20 protein-coding genes are annotated in these 16,354 nt (G+C 71.2%); 10 read left to right on the top strand and 10 right to left on the bottom strand.

Annotation, left to right across the window (positions count from 1 at the left end; all coding sequences use genetic code 11):
• The first annotated feature begins 33 nt into the window (after window positions 1–33).
• Entirely contained in the window at window positions 34–915 is an 882-nt protein-coding gene (locus E1269_RS02245; protein ID WP_131890621.1) for a DUF2785 domain-containing protein, read from the top strand.
• Between the two features lie 17 nt (window positions 916–932).
• On the opposite strand, the gene E1269_RS02240 is transcribed toward E1269_RS02245, so the two are convergent.
• Window positions 933–1,787: an LLM class F420-dependent oxidoreductase gene (locus E1269_RS02240; protein ID WP_131890618.1), complete on the bottom strand. Its 855-nt coding sequence runs from the start codon at window positions 1,785–1,787 to the stop codon at window positions 933–935.
• A 103-nt stretch (window positions 1,788–1,890) separates the two neighbouring features.
• On the opposite strand from E1269_RS02240, the gene E1269_RS02235 reads away from it, so the two are divergent.
• Together E1269_RS02235 and E1269_RS02230 are read left to right on the top strand one after the other, a co-directional pair.
• On the top strand, window positions 1,891–2,316 hold the full coding sequence (locus tag E1269_RS02235; RefSeq protein WP_203432764.1) for a MarR family winged helix-turn-helix transcriptional regulator: 426 nt from the start codon (window positions 1,891–1,893) through the stop codon (window positions 2,314–2,316).
• A 21-nt stretch (window positions 2,317–2,337) separates the two neighbouring features.
• Complete coding sequence (locus E1269_RS02230) at window positions 2,338–4,059, top strand: acetolactate synthase (protein ID WP_131890615.1); 1,722 nt, start codon at window positions 2,338–2,340, stop codon at window positions 4,057–4,059.
• On the opposite strand, the gene E1269_RS02225 is transcribed toward E1269_RS02230, so the two are convergent.
• Window positions 4,032–5,012 (bottom strand): helix-turn-helix domain-containing protein, encoded by a 981-nt coding sequence (locus E1269_RS02225; RefSeq protein WP_131890612.1) that lies wholly within the window; start codon window positions 5,010–5,012, stop codon window positions 4,032–4,034. The two genes, E1269_RS02230 and E1269_RS02225, sit on opposite strands and share 28 nt — an antisense overlap.
• Before the next feature lie 93 nt (window positions 5,013–5,105).
• Between E1269_RS02225 and E1269_RS32070 the strand changes: the two genes are divergently transcribed.
• On the top strand, window positions 5,106–5,264 hold the full coding sequence (locus E1269_RS32070; RefSeq protein WP_162606192.1) for a hypothetical protein: 159 nt from the start codon (window positions 5,106–5,108) through the stop codon (window positions 5,262–5,264).
• Here the strand turns inward: E1269_RS32070 and E1269_RS02220 are convergent.
• Both E1269_RS02220 and E1269_RS02215 read right to left on the bottom strand, forming a co-directional pair.
• Window positions 5,252–5,644 (bottom strand): thioesterase family protein, encoded by a 393-nt coding sequence (locus tag E1269_RS02220; protein ID WP_131890609.1) that lies wholly within the window; start codon window positions 5,642–5,644, stop codon window positions 5,252–5,254. The two genes, E1269_RS32070 and E1269_RS02220, sit on opposite strands and share 13 nt — an antisense overlap.
• Window positions 5,641–5,856 (bottom strand): biotin/lipoyl-binding carrier protein, encoded by a 216-nt coding sequence (locus tag E1269_RS02215; protein ID WP_131890607.1) that lies wholly within the window; start codon window positions 5,854–5,856, stop codon window positions 5,641–5,643. Before E1269_RS02215 ends, E1269_RS02220 begins: the two co-directional genes overlap by 4 nt.
• Before the next feature lie 94 nt (window positions 5,857–5,950).
• Here E1269_RS02215 and E1269_RS02210 point away from each other — a divergent pair, with 94 nt between their 5' ends.
• The gene (locus tag E1269_RS02210; RefSeq protein WP_131890604.1) at window positions 5,951–6,781 is read left to right on the top strand and encodes a DUF5317 domain-containing protein; all 831 of its coding nucleotides are present in this window, start codon (window positions 5,951–5,953) and stop codon (window positions 6,779–6,781) included.
• A gap of 69 nt (window positions 6,782–6,850) precedes the next feature.
• A complete protein-coding gene (locus E1269_RS34105) occupies window positions 6,851–6,925 on the top strand; it encodes a 50S ribosomal protein bL37 (protein ID WP_370246331.1) in 75 nt (24 codons plus the stop codon).
• 97 nt (window positions 6,926–7,022) lie between these two features.
• On the opposite strand, the gene rsrA is transcribed toward E1269_RS34105, so the two are convergent.
• From rsrA to E1269_RS02190, 4 genes are all read right to left on the bottom strand, one after another.
• Complete coding sequence (rsrA, locus tag E1269_RS02205; protein ID WP_131890602.1) at window positions 7,023–7,298, bottom strand: mycothiol system anti-sigma-R factor; 276 nt, start codon at window positions 7,296–7,298, stop codon at window positions 7,023–7,025.
• Window positions 7,295–7,894 carry a sigma-70 family RNA polymerase sigma factor gene (locus E1269_RS02200; RefSeq protein WP_131890600.1) on the bottom strand — a complete coding sequence of 200 codons (600 nt, stop codon included), beginning with the start codon at window positions 7,892–7,894 and terminating at the stop codon, window positions 7,295–7,297. Before E1269_RS02200 ends, rsrA begins: the two co-directional genes overlap by 4 nt.
• A gap of 180 nt (window positions 7,895–8,074) precedes the next feature.
• The gene (locus E1269_RS02195; RefSeq protein WP_203432760.1) at window positions 8,075–8,686 is read right to left on the bottom strand and encodes an alpha/beta hydrolase family protein; all 612 of its coding nucleotides are present in this window, start codon (window positions 8,684–8,686) and stop codon (window positions 8,075–8,077) included.
• Window positions 8,687–8,718: 32 nt separating this feature from the next.
• The gene (locus tag E1269_RS02190) at window positions 8,719–9,438 is read right to left on the bottom strand and encodes an SOS response-associated peptidase (RefSeq protein ID WP_131890595.1); all 720 of its coding nucleotides are present in this window, start codon (window positions 9,436–9,438) and stop codon (window positions 8,719–8,721) included.
• 117 nt (window positions 9,439–9,555) lie between these two features.
• Here E1269_RS02190 and E1269_RS02185 point away from each other — a divergent pair, with 117 nt between their 5' ends.
• Window positions 9,556–10,080, top strand: coding sequence for a DoxX family protein (locus tag E1269_RS02185; protein ID WP_239000742.1), 525 nt, complete (start codon window positions 9,556–9,558; stop codon window positions 10,078–10,080).
• 27 nt (window positions 10,081–10,107) lie between these two features.
• On the opposite strand, the gene E1269_RS02180 is transcribed toward E1269_RS02185, so the two are convergent.
• Complete coding sequence (locus E1269_RS02180) at window positions 10,108–10,743, bottom strand: TetR/AcrR family transcriptional regulator (protein WP_131890590.1); 636 nt, start codon at window positions 10,741–10,743, stop codon at window positions 10,108–10,110.
• 68 nt (window positions 10,744–10,811) lie between these two features.
• Between E1269_RS02180 and E1269_RS02175 the strand changes: the two genes are divergently transcribed.
• A complete protein-coding gene (locus E1269_RS02175; RefSeq protein ID WP_131890588.1) occupies window positions 10,812–11,729 on the top strand; it encodes a DMT family transporter in 918 nt (305 codons plus the stop codon).
• Window positions 11,730–12,005: 276 nt separating this feature from the next.
• Here the strand turns inward: E1269_RS02175 and E1269_RS02170 are convergent, their stop codons facing one another.
• Window positions 12,006–13,754, bottom strand: coding sequence for a glycerol-3-phosphate dehydrogenase/oxidase (locus E1269_RS02170; RefSeq protein ID WP_162606191.1), 1,749 nt, complete (start codon window positions 13,752–13,754; stop codon window positions 12,006–12,008).
• Window positions 13,755–14,006: 252 nt separating this feature from the next.
• On the opposite strand from E1269_RS02170, the gene E1269_RS02165 reads away from it, so the two are divergent.
• Both E1269_RS02165 and glpK read left to right on the top strand, forming a co-directional pair.
• Entirely contained in the window at window positions 14,007–14,717 is a 711-nt protein-coding gene (locus tag E1269_RS02165; RefSeq protein WP_203432758.1) for an MIP/aquaporin family protein, read from the top strand.
• Window positions 14,718–14,808: 91 nt separating this feature from the next.
• Complete coding sequence (glpK, locus tag E1269_RS02160; protein ID WP_131890585.1) at window positions 14,809–16,317, top strand: glycerol kinase GlpK; 1,509 nt, start codon at window positions 14,809–14,811, stop codon at window positions 16,315–16,317.
• Window positions 16,318–16,354: the final 37 nt, after the last annotated feature.

Below are 16,354 nucleotides of genomic sequence, written 5' to 3'. Positions count from 1 at the left end.
CCTCAGCTGAGGGGGTTCTGCGAGGATTGCTCCGTGCAGCAGTCGTACTGGGAGCGTGTGGTCGCGGGGGGCTTCCGGCTACCCCAGGGCGCCGCCCTCGACGAGCTGACGATCGAGCTGGTCACCATGCTCGGCGACACCGACCCGCACGTGCGTGAGGACATCGCGCATTCGGTGCTGCAGGCCTGGGTCCGCGAGGGCGTGTACGACGAGCTGCTGATCGGTCTCGGCGACGGGCTCGCGGTCGGTTTGCGCAAGGGCATCGGCGAGGAAGGCACCACGTCGGTGCTCCGACGCTCCTACTCCGCCAGCATCCTGGCCGAGGTCATCGCCCGCGACAACACCACACACGGGCTGCATCCGACCGCGGTGCTGACGTGGGCCGACCAAGCCGTCGGCTGGTTCCTCGCCGAGCGCGACCTGCGCGGCTGGACCCCCAGCCAAGGCTGGGCCAACGCCGTCGTACACGGTGCCGACGTCCTCGGCGCGCTCAGCGCGTCACGGCACCTGGGCGCGGACGAGTTACGGGTGCTGCTCGACGTCGTCGCCGAGCGGCTCGGCACACCGACGCGGCACCGGTTCTCCGCCGGCGAGGAGCAGCGGCTGGCCTACGCCACCATGTCCATCCTGCACCGCGACCTCATCGCCATCGAGTCGCTGGAGAGCTGGCTGGAGCGGCTCACGCTGGCCTGGCAGGACGACTCCCCGCCACCGGCACCGGGCGCCGCGGCCCGCGAGAACACGCTCGACTACGTCCGCTCGCTGCATCTGCAGCTGCTGCTGGGAGTGAGAGGAACCCCGGCGCAGGACGTCGCCAGCACCGCCAAGGCCATGCCGTCGGTGCGCTCGGACCTCCTCATCGCGCTGCAGGCGGCGCTGCGCGCCAGCGCCCCCTGGCTCTACCGCCAGACATAGGCCCCGACCCAACCCGGTCAGGCGTCGACGGCGGCCGCCACCGTCCGCACCGTCTCCTCGGTCCACGGCACGCCGCGGGTGATGACGCCCAGGTGCTCCATGCCCAGCTCGCGGGCGACCCGGCACCGCTGCACGAACGACGATGCCGACTCCCCCGGCGCGAGCGCCATGCCCAGGGTCTTCTCGATCGCGCCGAACGGCCGGCCCACGGCGTCGCAGTGCCGTGCCAGCACGTCGAGCTTGTGCCGGACGGTCTCGCCGCCGTCGGGGATGTCGGGGAGGTTGCACGCGTCGGCGTACTGCGCCACCAACCGCAGCGTGTGCTTCTCGCCCATGCCGCCGACCAGGATCGGCGGATGCGGGCGGCGCACCGAGTTCGGCGCGTTGACCGGCCGCTCCAGGCGATAGTGCCGCCCCTCGAACGGCGCGTCGTCGCCGGCCCACATCTGGCGAGCCAGCCTCAGCAGCTCCTCCAGACGCTCGAAGCGCTCGGCGGTGGGTGGCAGCGGCAGCCCCATCATCCCCGCCTCCTCGCCTTGGTAGCCGGCGCCGACGCCGAACCACGCCCGGCCGCCGGACAGCACGTCGAGCGTGGTGACCGCCTTGATCAGCAGGGCCGGCTCGCGGTAGCTGACCGGCGAGACCATGCAGCCCAGCCGGACGCGCTCGGTCTGCGCGGCCGCGTAGCCCAGCACGGTGTATGCCTCGAGCATCGGGTCGTCGATCGAGGCGACCGGGTCGCCCTGGATCAGGTGGTCGGCCACCCAGACGCTGTCGATGCCGGACTCGTCGGCGGTACGCACGACGCGGGCCAGCTGCTCGTGCTGGGCCTCGCCGGGCCAGTAGTTGGTGATGCTGATGCTGACTCGCATGGTCGTCACCTCGGGGGTCGGGTCATCGCCTTCGAAACGACCCTACGTAAGAATGCTTGGACAAGTCAAACTATTGGAATGACCCAAGCATTATGATTGGACCGTGACCGACGACGAGGAACGGGCCGCCCTGGCCGGCGAAGCGTGGCGGATGATGTTCGACTTCCTGATCCGCACCCGACCGGAGCGTGACACCGCGCTGGCCGAGCTGGGGCTGACCGCCAACGAGTACAAGGCGTTGCACTCGTTGGACGCGACGAGCGGACGGACCATGAAGGAGCTGGCCGCGGAGTGGCGATGCGACGCGTCCACCGCTACCTGGACGGTCGACCGGCTGCAACGCTTGGATCTCGCCGAGCGCCGCACACATCCGACCGACCGGCGGGCCCGGCTGGTGGTGCTCACGCCACAGGGCGCGGCGATGCGCGCGGAACTGATGCGCGCCATGTACGCGCCCCCTGCCGAGCTGCGCGAGCTCGACGCCGCGAGTCTGCGGACTATTCGCGACGCCGCCACCCTCCTCCCATGATCATCAACGATCTCGGGTGCCATGACGCCCGAGATCGTTGATGATCATGGGTCGCGGCGCTACCGTAAGGTCGTGAGTATTTCGCAGCGCAACAACTTGACGCTCAGCGGACATGCCGGTCAACACGCTCTCGCCGTCGCCGAGGCGCACGGCGTGCGGACCATGTGGACCCTCTCCGGCGCCCACGTGTTCCCGCTCTACGACGCAGTGGTCAAGGCCGGCGAGGCGACGACCACCCGCATCGTCGACGTCCGGCACGAGCAGACCGCCGTGTTCGGCGCCGAGGCGACTGCGAAGCTCACCCGCGAGCCCGGCCTGGCCGTGCTGACCGCCGGCCCGGGCGTCACCAACGGCATCAGCGGCATCGCCCAGGCGTACTTCTCCGGCGTTCCGCTGCTGGCCATCGGCGGGCGCGCACCGGCCTGGCGCTGGGGCACCGGCGCGCTGCAGGAGCTCGACCACCCGCCGCTGCTCGCACCGGTCACAAAGCTCTCGACCACCGCGGCCAAGGCGGCCGACGTCGGCCCGGTCCTGGACCGCGCACTGAGCCTGGCCAGGTCGGCGCACCGCGGGCCGGTCTTCGTCGACGTCCCCATGGACGAGCTGTACAGCTTCGCCGACCTACCCCTCGACGTCACCCCGCCGGCAGCGCGCCCGGAGCCGGACCCTGACGCCGTCGCCGCCATCGCGACGGCGCTGGGCTCGGCGCAGCGCCCGGTCCTGGTGCTCGGCTCCGACGTCTGGATGGACGGCGCCGAGGTGGCCGCGCGGCGCTTCGCCGACGAGACCGGCATCCCGGTCGTCGCCAACGGCATGGGCCGCGGCGTGCTGCCGCGCGGCCACGAACTGCTGGTCAACAGGGCCCGGTCGACGGCGTTCAAGCACGCCGACCTGGTGCTGGTGGTGGGCACACCGCTGGACTTCCGGCTCGGCTTCGGCACGTTCGGCGGCGGCGACGACGCACCGTCGGCCCGCGTCGTGCACGTCATGGACTCCCCCGACGGCATCGCCGGCCACGTGGACCTGGCCGCCAGCGCCGCCGGCGACCTGACCAGCGTGCTCGACGCGGTCCTCGCGGCGACACGACCCGCCCCGACGTTGGGCGAGTGGGCCGGCCGGCTGCGCGAGGCCGCGGCCGCCGCCGTCGAGTCCGACGCACCGCTGCTGGCCGCGGACGGCGACCCGATCCACCCCGCGCGCGTCTACGGCGAGCTGAGCCGCGTGCTCGACGACGATGCCGTGGTGATCGGTGACGGCGGCGACTTCGTGTCGTGGGCCGGCAAGCTGATCGAGCCCGGCCGCCCCGGCTGCTGGCTCGATCCCGGCCCGTACGGCTGCCTGGGCGCCGGGGCGGGCGCGGCGGCCGCGGCCCGCCTGGCACGGCCGTCCAGCCAGGTGGTGCTGCTCTACGGTGACGGCGCCGCCGGCATGTCGCTGATGGACGTCGACACGCTCGTCCGCCACCAGCTCCCGGCGGTGATGATCGTCGGCAACAACGGCGCGTGGGGCCTGGAGAAGCACCCGATGCGGTTCCTGTACGGCTACGACGTCGCCGCCGATCTGCGCGCCGAGACCGGCTACGACGCCGTCGTCGATGCGCTGGGTGGGGCCGGCGAGACCATCACCAAGCCCGGCGATCTCGGTCCGGCACTGCGCCGCGCGTTCGACGCCGGCGTGCCGTACCTGCTGAACGTGCAGTGCGACCCGGAGGTGGCCTACCCCCGCTCCACCACCGGCATCTGAAGCTTGCCGCGGTCACAGAACGCGGCGCGGTAGGCCTGCGGCGTGGTGCCCAGGCGCTTGGCGAAGTGGTGGCGCATGGCCGCACCGGTACCGAAGCCGGCCCGCGCCGCGACCGTCTCGACGACGTCGTCGCCGCGCTCCAACATCCGCTGGGCCGCGGCCAGGCGGGCGGTGAGGAGCCACTCGTAGGGCGTGGTGCCGGTCTCGGCGCGGAATCGCCGGGCGAACGTACGCGGCGACATGTTCGCCAGCGCGGCGAGGTCCTCGATGGTGAGGTTCTGGTCGAGGTGGGCGGCCATGTAGTCGACCACGGCGGCCAGCGTGCGCGCCGGGGTGGCCCGGATAGGCGCCTCGATGAACTGGGCCTGGCCGCCGTCACGGTGCGGTGGGACGACCATCCGGCGGGCCACCGTGGCGGCCATGTCGGCGCCGAACTCCTTGCGCCACAGGTGCAGGCTCGCGTCGATGCCCGCGGCTGTGCCGGCGCTGGTGATGATGGGGTCGTCGTCGATGTACAGGACCCCCGGGTCGACCTTGGCCTGCGGGAACCTCGCGGCCAGCTCGTCTGTGTACATCCAGTGCGTGGTGCACCGCCGCCCGTCGAGCAGGCCGGCGGCGCCCAGGACGAACGCGCCGGAGCAGACCGACAGCACGCGAGCACCCCGGTCGACCGCGGCCCGCAGTGCCTCGAGCAGGTCGGCGGGGAAGACGTTGTTGCGCGGCATCGCCGGGATGCCGATCAGGTCGGCGGACTCCAGCCGCTCCAGACCGTGCTCGACGATGAGCTCGAAGCCCAGCGACGTCTTGACCGGCCCCGGGTTCACACCAGCAAGGTCGAAGTCCATGACCGGAAGACCCTGGTCGGACCGGTCGATGCCGAAGGCCTCACACAGCACACCGAGTTCGAAGGGCGCGACGCCGTCGAGCACGACGGCAGCGACATTTCGTAGCATTCGGACAGTCTGCCAGATCTTTGGCAGGATGTCGATGGACGGCGGCAGTCCTGCCACTAGTGGCAGGAAGGTAACGGTAGCAGAATTACTGCCATGGACATCGTCATCATGCTTCTGCTGGCAGCCGTGATCGTCGCCGCGATCGCCGCGGCCCGGTGGGCGGACTCCGACGGCGGACCCCGCCACGACCCACTACCGCGCGCCGAGGACGAGTGGTCGCCGAACCTGCCGAACCACCCCTACGCCGGCTGAGTCAGCCGTGCCAGGAATCGCTCGCGCCCCACGACGACGCGGATGATCGTCCCACCAGCTATCCGCACGCCGTCGCCGTCGTGGGCGGTGACGGCGAAGCTCAGCACTCGCCCGTCGACGGCCAGCAGCGCGCACCCGACCTCGATCCGCGCGCCGAGCGCGCTGGCCGCGACGTGGTCGACCTCGATCCGTGTGCCGACCGTGGTGTCGCCGCCGGCCAGGGCATCGGCGACGGCGCTGACCGTCGCCGCCTCCATCCACGCGACCAGCCGGGGCGTCGCCAGCACCGGGACGTCGCCGGAGCCGACCGCCAGCGCGGTGTCGACCTCCGTGACGACGTGCTCCTCCGCCGCCGCCAGTCCGGGCTCGAGCGCGCTCACGAGATGACGACCAGGACGTCGCCCTCCTGGACCACGTCGCCCGGCCCGACCTTGACGTCGGACACCAGGCCGCCGTCCTCACAGAGCACCGGGATCTCCATCTTCATGGACTCCAGGATCAGCAGCGTCGCACCGGCGTCGACGTGGTCGCCCACGGACACCGCCACAGAATGGACATTGGCCACCATCTCGGCAGCCACCATCTCGGCCACGCCGTCTCCTCTCGAATTCCTGCCTGTGCATTCCACCACGAACCGTCGTGCTCGCGGGCGTGGCACCCACACCAACGCCGGCGACCGGGTCAGGATGAAAACATGGCGCTCGTCCTGCTCGCCCTGGCCGCCGGCCTGGGCGGCGGGATACGCACGCGGTGGACGCTTACGCCGGCTTGCCGCCGCACCGCCCGTACGCAGCCGCCTCATCCTCACCGCGCTGGGCCTGTACGCCCTCGGCGTCGGCGGCAGCTGGGTCTGGGAACCGCTGCTGCCGGCCCTGACCGCGCTGTGCTGGTTCACGCTCGGCTTCTACGCGTGGCTCAACCGCGGCCACCACGGCGCCCGGCTGGTGGCGCTCGGGCTCGCCGCCAACGGCCTGGTCATCATGCTCAACGGCGCGATGCCGGTGTCGGCGACGGCGCAGGAGCGGGCCGGGGTGTCACCGACGGTGGCCGAGGAGGCACCCGAGGACAACGGCCGGATCGCCGCGACCGGGGACCGGACCGCGCTGCCCTGGCTGGGCAAAGTGGTCCCGGTGGCGTTCCCGCCCCGACCCGAGGTCGTGAGCCCTGGCGACATCGCCGTCGCCGCCGGCTGCGCCGCCGCCCTGGCCACCGGGATGACCGGACGCCGGGCGGTGACGGCGGGCGCCAAGCGACCCGCGGCGCCGCGCGAACCCCGTCGTGAGCCGAGCGGACCCCGTCGTGAGCCGGCCGGACCCCGTCGTGAGCCGGTCCGCCGCGGACCCCGTCCGGGCCCGGCCGACGGCCCGCCACCACCGCCGCCGGACCGCGACGAGCATCACACCGGTGACTCCCGGCCAGGCGACGACGACGGGTCGGAGCGCACCGCCGCACGTGCGACAATGGACGCCGACGTGACCGCCGACGCCAAGCCGGAGTCGCCGCGCGTCACCGCATGACGGCACCCGTCGTCGCGGGTTCGGCGGTCGTCCGCCGGTCATCGATCCATCGAGAGGAGTCAGCTCGCCATGGGCAAGAAGGCACGCAAGCGCCGCTCGCGGAAGAAGAGCGCGGCCAACCACGGCAAGCGCCCCAACTCCTGAGGCGCCCCGTACGCACGAGAGCCCTGGACCCTGCGTCGGCAGTGGTCCGGGGCTCTCGTCGTTTGGTCAGGCGACTCTGGCTGTGGCCGCAGGGCGCTCAGGGCGTCCGGCTGATCTGCACCCGGACTTCCTGGATGCGCGCCCGGATCTTGGTGCGCAGCTCGTCCGGCGCGTGGTCGCAGCCGCAGGAGCGCGCCAGCATCTCGCGGATGACCCGCTCGATGTCGTACTTCGACAGGCACGGCTGGCACGCGTCGAGGTGCGCCTTGATCTCGTCGTAGGTGATGGTGCGGTCATCGAGCTCATGGTCGAAGAAGACATAGACCCGATCGAGAACCTCAGCGCAGTCGACGTCGTTGTCGTCGCAGCTCATCCTCCGACCTCCTGAGTTACCTTCGGCACCAGCCCACGCTCGCGGGCGTAGTCCTCCAACAGCCCGCGAAGCTGACGGCGGCCACGGTGCAGCCTGGACATCACCGTGCCGATCGGTGTGCCCATGATGTCGGCAATCTCCTTGTAGGGAAAGCCCTCGACATCGGCGAGGTAGACGGCGATGCGGAACTCTTCCGGGATCTCCTGGAGGGCGTTCTTCACGTCGGAGTCGGGCAGGTGCGCCAGCGCCTCCGCCTCCGCGGAGAGCAGACCGGTGGAGGTGTGCGCCTCCGCCCTGGCCATCTGCCAGTCCTCGATCTCCTCCGTGGCGCTCTGCTGAGGCTCGCGCTGCCGCTTCCGGTACGTGTTGATGAACGTGTTGGTCAGGATGCGGTAGAGCCACGCCTTGAGGTTCGTCCCCTCCTTGAACTGGTGGAACGAGGCGTATGCCTTGGCAAAGGTCTCCTGTACCAGGTCCTCGGCATCGCTGGCGTTGCGGGTCATCCGCAGCGCCGCCGAGTAGAGCTGGTCGAGGTACGGCAGCGCATCACGCTCGAATCGCTGTGTGCGCTGTTCGTCGCTCTCCGGTTCGGTCATCACCAACGATGCTACCGGCGTCGTCTGCGCCCATGCTCGTCGGTCCGCTGGGCGGGCGTCGTCAACGGTCAACCGTTCCAAGCACGTTGCACCCACGCTGATGGGAACCTCCCGGGTCGTCATCCACTCGTTGCCGTAACGGCGGGCGGGTCACGGGCATTCCCCGGCGGCGGTGTCGGCTCAGGACGCGCCGGCGGCGAACGGCGCCAGGAAGGACCGGACGGCGTCGACGACGGCGTCGATGGCCGCCCCCTGCTCGTGGCCCTTGGTGACCCGCATGCCGTGATCGGCGTGCGAGACGGTGACCAGTTGGTGCGGCCCGGGCGGGAACTCGCCGGGGCCGCCGAAGGAGTCGCGCTCGCCCTGCACCACCAGCACCGGGAGCTTCTCGGCCGCGCCGGCCAGCTCGGGCAGCCGGGAGTTCTGCGGCTTGCCCGGCAGGTGCAGCGGGAAGGCCAGGGCGACGACGGCGACGGCGTCGAGCTGCTGGGCCGTGCGGCAGGCGACCCGCGCGCCGGAGCTGCGTCCGCCCAGCACCAGCGGCACGTCGCGGGGCAGCGTGGCCACGGCGGCAAGCCAGGCCTCGTCGAGAGCCGGCGGGCGCGGCGCGACCTTCTTGCCGGCCAGCCGCCACGGCTGCTCGAAGCGGTGCACGCTGACGCCCTCGGCGGGCAGCCGCCCGGCCAGCGCGTCCAGGTCGGCGGCCTTCGGGCCGCCTCCGGCGCCGTGGCCGAGGACCAGCCGCAGGCTGGGCTCGTCGGCCTCGTCGACCCAGAAGGCCGCCTCGCCCACGGGCGTGGACACCGTCGAGCGGACCGGCGCCCTCACAGCTTCACCGGTTCGACCAGCTGCGGGCCGTTGTTGGCAACCCGGTTCACCTCGGTGGACACGGGGTAGGCGTCGAGGATGCCCGGCACGGCCGGCGTGAGCAGCCCGCCGAGCTCGGCGGGCTTCGTCCGGCCAGGGTCGAGCCACTGCTCCCACTTGTCCGGCTCGACCAGCATGGGCATGCGGTCGTGGATCTGGCCGACGTCATCGGTGGCGTCGGTGGTCAGGATGACGACGGACCACAGGAACGCGTCGGGGTCGTCCTCCGGGCGGCTCTTGTCACGCCAGATCTCGTAGAGGCCGGCCATGGCCAGCGACCCGTCCTTCGGGTGGATGAAGAACGGCTGCTTCTGGCCCTTCTTCTCGCCACGCCACTCGTAGAAGCCATCAGCCGGGAGCAGGCAGCGCCGGGCGGCGAAGGCGCGGCGGAAGGCCGGCTTCTCCGCCGCCGTCTCGACCCGGGCATTGACCAGCTTGTTGCCGATGGACGCGTCCTTGGCCCACGAGGGGACCAGACCCCATTTCAGGGTGCGCAGCCGACGCTCGGGCGGCGCCTCGGACTCGTCCTTGCGGCCCCGCGTGAGCACCGCGTAGACCTGTTTGCTCGGCGCGATGTTCCAGTCCGGCTGCAACCGCTCGCGCACGTCGACGCGGTCGACCCCGAACTCGTCGGCAAGGTCGTCCGCGCTCTGGCTGACCGCGTACCGTCCGCACATGTCATCCATCCTCGCACCAGGCACCGACAGGCGGTCCGTTCCTCGCGATCCGGTATCGGACCGCGAGGAGTGGATCGGAGCCTTTCGTGGTAAGCCATTGTCATGAGTCTCGTCCGCATGATCGCCCGTCCGATGCTCGCGACCATCTTCATCGCCCAGGGCGCCAAGAACCTGCGCGACCCGGAGCCGGCGCTGCCCGCGGCCACGCAGTTCTCCGAGCAGTTCGGCCCGATGCTGCAGAAGCGGGTCCCGTCGCTGCCCAGCGACCCGGCGACGCTCGTGCGCATCAACGCCGGCGTGCAGCTCGGCGCGGGGCTGGCGCTGGCCACCGGGCGGTTCCCGCGGCTCGCCTCGGTGGTCCTGCTCGGCTCGCTGCTGCCCACCACGCTCGCCGGTCACCCGTACTGGAGGACCGACGACCCCGCGCAACGCAGCGCCCAGCGCGTGCAGGCCATGAAGAATGTCGGCATGGCCGGCGGGCTGCTGCTGGCCGCCGTCGACACCGAGGGCAAGCCGGGCCTGTCCTGGCGGACCCGCCGGGCCGCGAAGGACGCGCGCCGCGCCACCCGCACGGCCAAGCGCGAAGCACGCATGACCGCTCGGCGCGCCAAGTCCGGGCTGTCGCACCGTATCTCGTCCTGAGGCCGCGCCTGATCCGGGGTCGGCGGGTCAGCGGCCGTCGTCCGCGTCGGCTTCAGGACCAGGTCCAGACCTGACCAGCGCGGCCTCCAGCAGGTCCGCCGCCGCGGCCCGGGCGTGCGCCATCGCCCGGTCGTCGTCGCCGACCGTGCTCATGATCATGGAACCCTCGTGCAGCAGCGCCAGCCTGACGCCCACCTCGTCGGCGCGCTCCGCCGGCGCCAGCCCGGCCTCGGCCGCCAGGCGTGCGTAGAGCCGCCGCACCCAGCTCTTCTCCGCCCGGATGACCTCGATGCCCGGGTGCTGCGAGCCGCCGACCTCCGCGAACGCGTTCACGAAGGCGCATCCCCTGACCGCCTCGCCGTGCCACTGCGCGAGCGCGTCGTATACCGCCAGCACCCGCTCCGGGCCGGGCTGGGGCGCATGCTCCTCCAGGTACGCGAGCACGAACGCCTGCCACCGCTCGAACCGGCGGCGCAGGTAGAGCGCAACCAGCGCGTCCTTGGAGCCGAAGCGGTCGTAGAGGGTCTTCTTCGTGGTGCCGGCGGCTTCGGCGATGGCGTCGACCCCGACGGCCCGGATGCCGTGGCGATAAAACATGTCCGAGGCGGCGTCGAGCAGTCGCATCCCGGCCGGCGTGAGCTGGGCGGACGGCGTACGAGGCATGATCGGACCTCCCAGCGCGGCGATGAGGACACTGACAGTATACCGACCGGTATGTTTACATGGCTCGCATGACCGACCTCGCCACCAGGCCACGGACCTCCGGTGTCGACGTCGCGGCCGCCGCCGGCCTCGTCGTCTTCTGGAGCTCCGGATTCATCGGTGCCCGGCTCGGCACCGAGCACGCGCCCGCCGACACCCTGCTGGCCTGGCGGTACCTCATCGCGGTCGCGGTCCTGGTGCCGGTCGTGGCGCCGCGGCTGGCCCGGCTGGCCCGGTCCGCCCCTGGCGCGCTCCGCCGGCATGCCGCCGTCGGCCTGCTGTCGCAGGCGTTGTACCTCGGCGGCGTCGTGACCGGGATCGGTGCCGGCGTCCCGGCCGGCACGGCGGCGCTCATCGCGGCCCTGCAGCCGCTGGTCGTCGCCACCGCGGCGGCACGACTGCTCGGCGAGCCGGTCGGCGCCCGTCGCGGGCTGGGGCTCTGGCTCGGCCTGGCCGGCGTCGCCCTCGTAGTGGCCGACGACGTCGGCACCGGCGCCCCGGCCTGGGCGTACCTGCTGCCGGTCGGCGGGATGCTCGCGCTGTCGGCCGGCACCGTGCTCGAGCAGCGCTGGCGCCCCGCCGGCGGCCTGGCCGAGTCGCTGACCGTGCACGCCACCGTCGCGGCCGCGGTCTTCGTGGCCGAGGCAGTGGTGGCGGGACGGATCGAGCCGCCCGCGACGGCCGGCTTCTGGTGGGCGGTGGCGTGGGTCCTCGTGCTGTCGACCGCCGGCGGCTACGGCGCGTACCTCGTCGTGCTCAGGCGTGCCGGGGCCACCCGCGTGAGCAGCCTGCTCTACCTGACGCCACCGACGACGGCGCTGTGGGCCTGGGCGATGTTCGACGAGCGCGTCGGCGTCCGCGCGCTGGCCGGCCTAGCCGTCTGCGCCGTCGCCGTCTGGCTGGTACTCGCGACCCCCACGCCGAAACACCCGGCACCGCGTACCTGAGCCGCGCCGCACCAGGATTCTCCGTGCCTCAGAGGCTGCCCGAGACCTCAGGTCCTGGATCTTGAGTCATGGCCCGCTCAAGGCATTGTTCGAACGCGTGGCCCCCGAATGATCACGTTCAGCACGAGATCTCGTGTCACACCATGCTCGCAATCATGGTGAGGCTCGGAGGATCCTGCTGAACGTGATCATTTCGGGGGCCGTGCGCGATCCGAACCCACGGATGCAGCAGAAGATCATTGGAGCGGGGCAGACGCAAGGGAGGGGCGATTCGGGTCACTTGGTGACGGGGTCGGAGACCAGGGGACGGACCTCGGGGGCGGCGGAGCGGATCTGGTCGGCGGCCTCGTCGTCGGGCTTGGTCTGCGACGCGCGCTCGGCCTCGACCCGCTCGGCGTAGAGCTCGACCTCGCGCGCGATGGTCTTCTCGTCCCAGCCCAGGGTCTGCGCCATCAGCCGCGCCACCGGCTCGGCCGCCGTGATGCCGCGGTCGGGGTACTCGATGGACGCCCGGGTGCGCCGGGTGAGCACGTCGGTCAGGTGGAGTGCCCCCTCGTGGGTGACGCTGTAGACGACCTCGACCTGGAGGTAGTCGGCGGCGCCGGGAATCGGCTCGAGCAGCTCGGGGCGGTCCTCGGCCAGCGCCAGCACCTCGTGGACCAGCGAGCCGTACCGGTCGAGCAGGTGCCGCACTCGGTGCGGGTGCAGGCCGTGCTCGTCGGCGAGGCGCTCGGCCTGGTTGACCAGCGCGTGATAGCCGTCGGCGCCCAGCAGCGGGACCTTGTCGGTGATGGACGGCGCGATGCGGCCGCGCAGGTCGACGGAGGCGGCGTTGATGGCGTCGGCGGCCATGACGCGGTACGTCGTGTACTTGCCGCCGGCGATCGAAACCATGCCAGGCGCCGGCCTGGCCACCGCGTGCTCGCGCGACAGCTTGGAGCTCTGCTCGCTCTCGCCGGCCAACAGCGGCCGCAGCCCGGCATAGACGCCTTCGATGTCGTCATGCGTCAGCGGCGTCATGAGCACCGCGTTGACGTGCTCGAGGATGTAGTCGATGTCGGCGCGGGTAGCCGCCGGGTGCGCGAGGTCGTAGGTCCAGTCGGTGTCGGTGGTGCCGATGATCCAGTGGTTGCGCCACGGGATGACGAACAGCACCGACTTCTCCGTACGCAGGATCAGCCCGGTCTCGGCGGCGATGCGGTCGCGCGGCACGACGATGTGCACACCCTTGCTGGCCCGGACGCGGAACCGGCCGCGGGTACCGGCCAGCCGCTGCATCTCGTCGGTCCAGACGCCGGTGCAGTTGACGACGACGTCGCAGGTGACGTCCTGCTCGTCCCCGGTCTCGACGTCGCGCACCCGCACCCCGGTGATGCGGTCCGCCTCGCGCAGGAACCCGACCACCTGTGTCGACATGCGCACGACGGCGCCGTAGTGGGCGGCGGTGCGTGCGACGGTGAGGGTGTGCCGGGCGTCGTCGGCCTGGGCGTCGAAGTACCGGATGCCGCCGACGAGCGCGTCGTGGCGCATCGACGGGAACAGCCGCAGCGCGCCGGCGCGGGTGAGGTGCTTCTGCCCGGGCACCGACCGCGCGCCGCCCATGGTGTCGTACATCAGCAGGCCAGTGGCGGTGTACGGGCGCTCCCAGATCCGGTGCTTCAGCGGATACAGGAAGCTGACCGGCTTGACCAGGTGCGGCGCGATGCGGCTCAGCATGAGCTCGCGCTCGTGCAGCGCCTCGCGGACCAGCCCGAACTCGAACTGCTCCAGGTAACGCAGGCCGCCGTGAAACAGCTTGCTGGACCGACTGGACGTACCGGCCGCGAGATCGCGAGCCTCGACCAGCGCCACCCGCAGCCCGCGCGTGACCGCGTCGAGGGCCGAACCCGCGCCCACCACGCCGCCGCCGATGACGACGACGTCGAAGTGCTCGGCACCGAGGCGGTCCCAGTTCTCCCGCCGGGCCTGCGGGCTGAGCTGGCCGCTGGACCCGGTCAGTCCGCCGGGAGCGCTGTTGGCGGTCACGTCTGTCACATCTCCTCGCAGCTCAGAGAGCGAAAGGTGCCGAATGCCCCCAAAGGCGGGACGTTGCCGCACAGGGTCACGTCCGCCCCGCCGAGGACACTCAGCAACACGCTACCCGCTCTCGTCGTCAAGGACGTAGACAGTTGGTCTACGCACCAGTAGCTTTCGAGATGACCCTTGGCAACGCTGCCGAGACCAGCCGGGACACCGGGGACGCCGCGGCCGTTGCCGTCCACGGAAGCGGAGGTTCACATGGACCTGAGTTTCGGCGACATCTTCCTGTCCGAGTTCCTCGGCACCGGCATGCTCACCCTCCTCGGCTGTGGCGTCGTCGCCACGAACATCCTGGCCCGCAGCAAGGGCTTCGGCGGCGGCTGGCTGATGGTCAACTTCGGCTGGGGCCTCGCGGTCTTCGCCGGCGTGTTCGTGGCGGCCGACTCCGGCGCACACATCAACCCGGCGGTGACGTTCGGCCTGGCGTTCGAGGGCACCACGGAGTGGTCCGACGTTCCGGCCTACCTCCTGGGTGAGATGGCCGGTGCCATCGTCGGTGCGGCACTGGCGTGGGCGGCGTACCGGCAGCATTTCGACCTCGAGGAGGACCCGGCCAAGAAGCTCGGCGTGTTCTCCACCGGCCCGGAGATCCGCAACTACGGATGGAACCTCGTCACCGAGATCATCGCGACCTTCGTCCTGCTCTTCGTGATCCTGTCGTTCGGCAACCAGCCCGTCGACCTCGGGCCGCTCGCCGTCGCCCTGCTGGTCGTCGGCATCGGCGCCTCGCTCGGCGGACCGACGGGGTACGCCATCAACCCGGCCCGCGACCTCGGGCCACGCATCGCGCACGCGCTCCTGCCGATCCGCGGCAAGGGCTCAAGCGACTGGGCCTACTCGTGGGTCCCGATCGTCGGTCCGATCATCGGCGGCATTCTCGGCGGTCTCCTCGCCCGCGCCGTCTACTGAAGTTGTCCGAGCCCAGGCCTGCCCCCGACGCCGAAGCCGTGTTGTGATGGCAGAACGGGGTCAGGCCCGCACGACGACGTGAGGAGAACGGATGAGCAAGTACGTAGCCGCCATCGACCAAGGAACCACGTCCACCCGCTGCATGATCTTCGACCACTCGGGCCGGGTCGTCTCCGTCGACCAGCGCGAGCACGAACAGATCTTCCCGCAGGCGGGGTGGGTCGAGCACGACCCCGAGGAGGTCTGGCGCAACACCCGTGAAGTGTGCGCCGGCGCCCTGGCCAAGGCCGACCTCGTCACCGGTGACGTCGTCGCGGTCGGCATCACCAACCAGCGCGAGACCGCCGTGGTCTGGGACCGCACCACAGGTAAGCCGGTGTACAACGCCATCGTCTGGCAGGACACCCGCACCGACCGGATCGTGAACGAGCTGGCCCGCGACGGCGGCCCGGACCGCTACCGATCCACGACCGGTCTGCCGCTGGCCACCTACTTCTCCGGGCCCAAGGTGAAGTGGATTCTCGACAACGTCGACGGTGCCCGTGAGAAGGCCGAGGCCGGCGACCTCGTGTTCGGCAACATGGACACCTGGGTGCTGTGGAACGCCACCGGCGGCCCCAACGGCGGGTTGCACTACACCGACCCGACCAATGCCTCGCGCACGCTGCTGATGGACCTCGACACCCTCTCGTGGAACGAGAACAACGCCGCCGACATGGGCATCCCGCTGTCCATGCTCCCGGAGATCCGCTCGTCCTCGGAGGTGTACGGCAACATCCGCGAGCGCGGTGCCCTGGCTGGGTTGCCGGTCGCGGGCATCCTCGGCGACCAGCAGGCCGCCACCTTTGGGCAGGCGTGCCTGTCGCCGGGCGAGGCGAAGAACACCTACGGCACCGGCAACTTCATCCTGCTCAACACCGGCACCGAGAAGGTGATGAGCGAGAACGGCCTGCTCACGACCGTCTGCTACAAGATCGGATCCAACGATTCGGTGTACGCGCTGGAGGGCTCGATCGCGGTCACCGGCTCGCTGGTGCAGTGGCTGCGTGACAACCTCGGCATCATCGGCTCGGCGCCGGAGATCGAGGCACTGGCCGGCGGCGTCGAGGACAACGGCGGCGCGTACTTCGTGCCGGCGTTCTCCGGGCTGTTCGCGCCGTACTGGCGCTCCGATGCCCGCGGCGCCATCGTCGGGCTGACCCGGTTCGTCAACAAGGGGCACATCGCCCGCGCGGTGCTGGAGGCCACGGCCTTCCAGTCCCGTGAGGTAGTCGACGCCATGAACGCCGACTCGGGGGTGGCCCTGACCTCGCTCAAGGTCGACGGCGGCATGGTCGCCAACGAGCTGCTCATGCAGTTCCAGGCCGACATCCTCGGCGTCCCGGTCATCCGGCCGGTCGTCGCGGAGACGACGGCGCTCGGGGCGGCGTACGCGGCGGGCCTGGCCGTCGGCTTCTGGGAGGGCGAGGACGACATCCGCAACAACTGGGCGCAGGACAAGCAGTGGGACCCGGCCATGGACGACGCCCACCGCGAGAAGATCTACAAGACGTGGAAGAAGGCCGTGACGAAGACCTTCGACTGGGTCGAGGACGAATGATCCGACCGGTTCGGTCGTCGGGCACCGATAGGCTTGG

The organism is Jiangella asiatica (assembly GCF_004349065.1).
Lineage (GTDB): Bacteria > Actinomycetota > Actinomycetes > Jiangellales > Jiangellaceae > Jiangella > Jiangella asiatica.
Note: the sequence above shows the minus strand (reverse complement) of the source record. Positions and strands in the feature narration are given on the sequence as shown.

Coding starts and splice junctions, on each gene's coding strand:
- E1269_RS02190 (WP_131890595.1), bottom strand. CDS start 9,438: ATGTGCGGACGGTACGCGGTCAGCCAGAGCGCGGACGACCTTGCCGAC.
- E1269_RS02175 (WP_131890588.1), top strand. CDS start 10,812: ATGACCGACCTCGCCACCAGGCCACGGACCTCCGGTGTCGACGTCGCG.
- glpK (WP_131890585.1), top strand. CDS start 14,809: ATGAGCAAGTACGTAGCCGCCATCGACCAAGGAACCACGTCCACCCGC.
- E1269_RS02230 (WP_131890615.1), top strand. CDS start 2,338: ATGACGCCCGAGATCGTTGATGATCATGGGTCGCGGCGCTACCGTAAG.
- rsrA (WP_131890602.1), bottom strand. CDS start 7,298: ATGAGCTGCGACGACAACGACGTCGACTGCGCTGAGGTTCTCGATCGG.
- E1269_RS02180 (WP_131890590.1), bottom strand. CDS start 10,743: ATGCCTCGTACGCCGTCCGCCCAGCTCACGCCGGCCGGGATGCGACTG.
- E1269_RS32070 (WP_162606192.1), top strand. CDS start 5,106: ATGGACATCGTCATCATGCTTCTGCTGGCAGCCGTGATCGTCGCCGCG.
- E1269_RS02200 (WP_131890600.1), bottom strand. CDS start 7,894: ATGACCGAACCGGAGAGCGACGAACAGCGCACACAGCGATTCGAGCGT.
- E1269_RS02185 (WP_239000742.1), top strand. CDS start 9,556: ATGATCGCCCGTCCGATGCTCGCGACCATCTTCATCGCCCAGGGCGCC.
- E1269_RS02210 (WP_131890604.1), top strand. CDS start 5,951: ATGAAAACATGGCGCTCGTCCTGCTCGCCCTGGCCGCCGGCCTGGGCG.
- E1269_RS02240 (WP_131890618.1), bottom strand. CDS start 1,787: ATGCGAGTCAGCATCAGCATCACCAACTACTGGCCCGGCGAGGCCCAG.
- E1269_RS02165 (WP_203432758.1), top strand. CDS start 14,007: ATGGACCTGAGTTTCGGCGACATCTTCCTGTCCGAGTTCCTCGGCACC.
- E1269_RS02225 (WP_131890612.1), bottom strand. CDS start 5,012: ATGCTACGAAATGTCGCTGCCGTCGTGCTCGACGGCGTCGCGCCCTTC.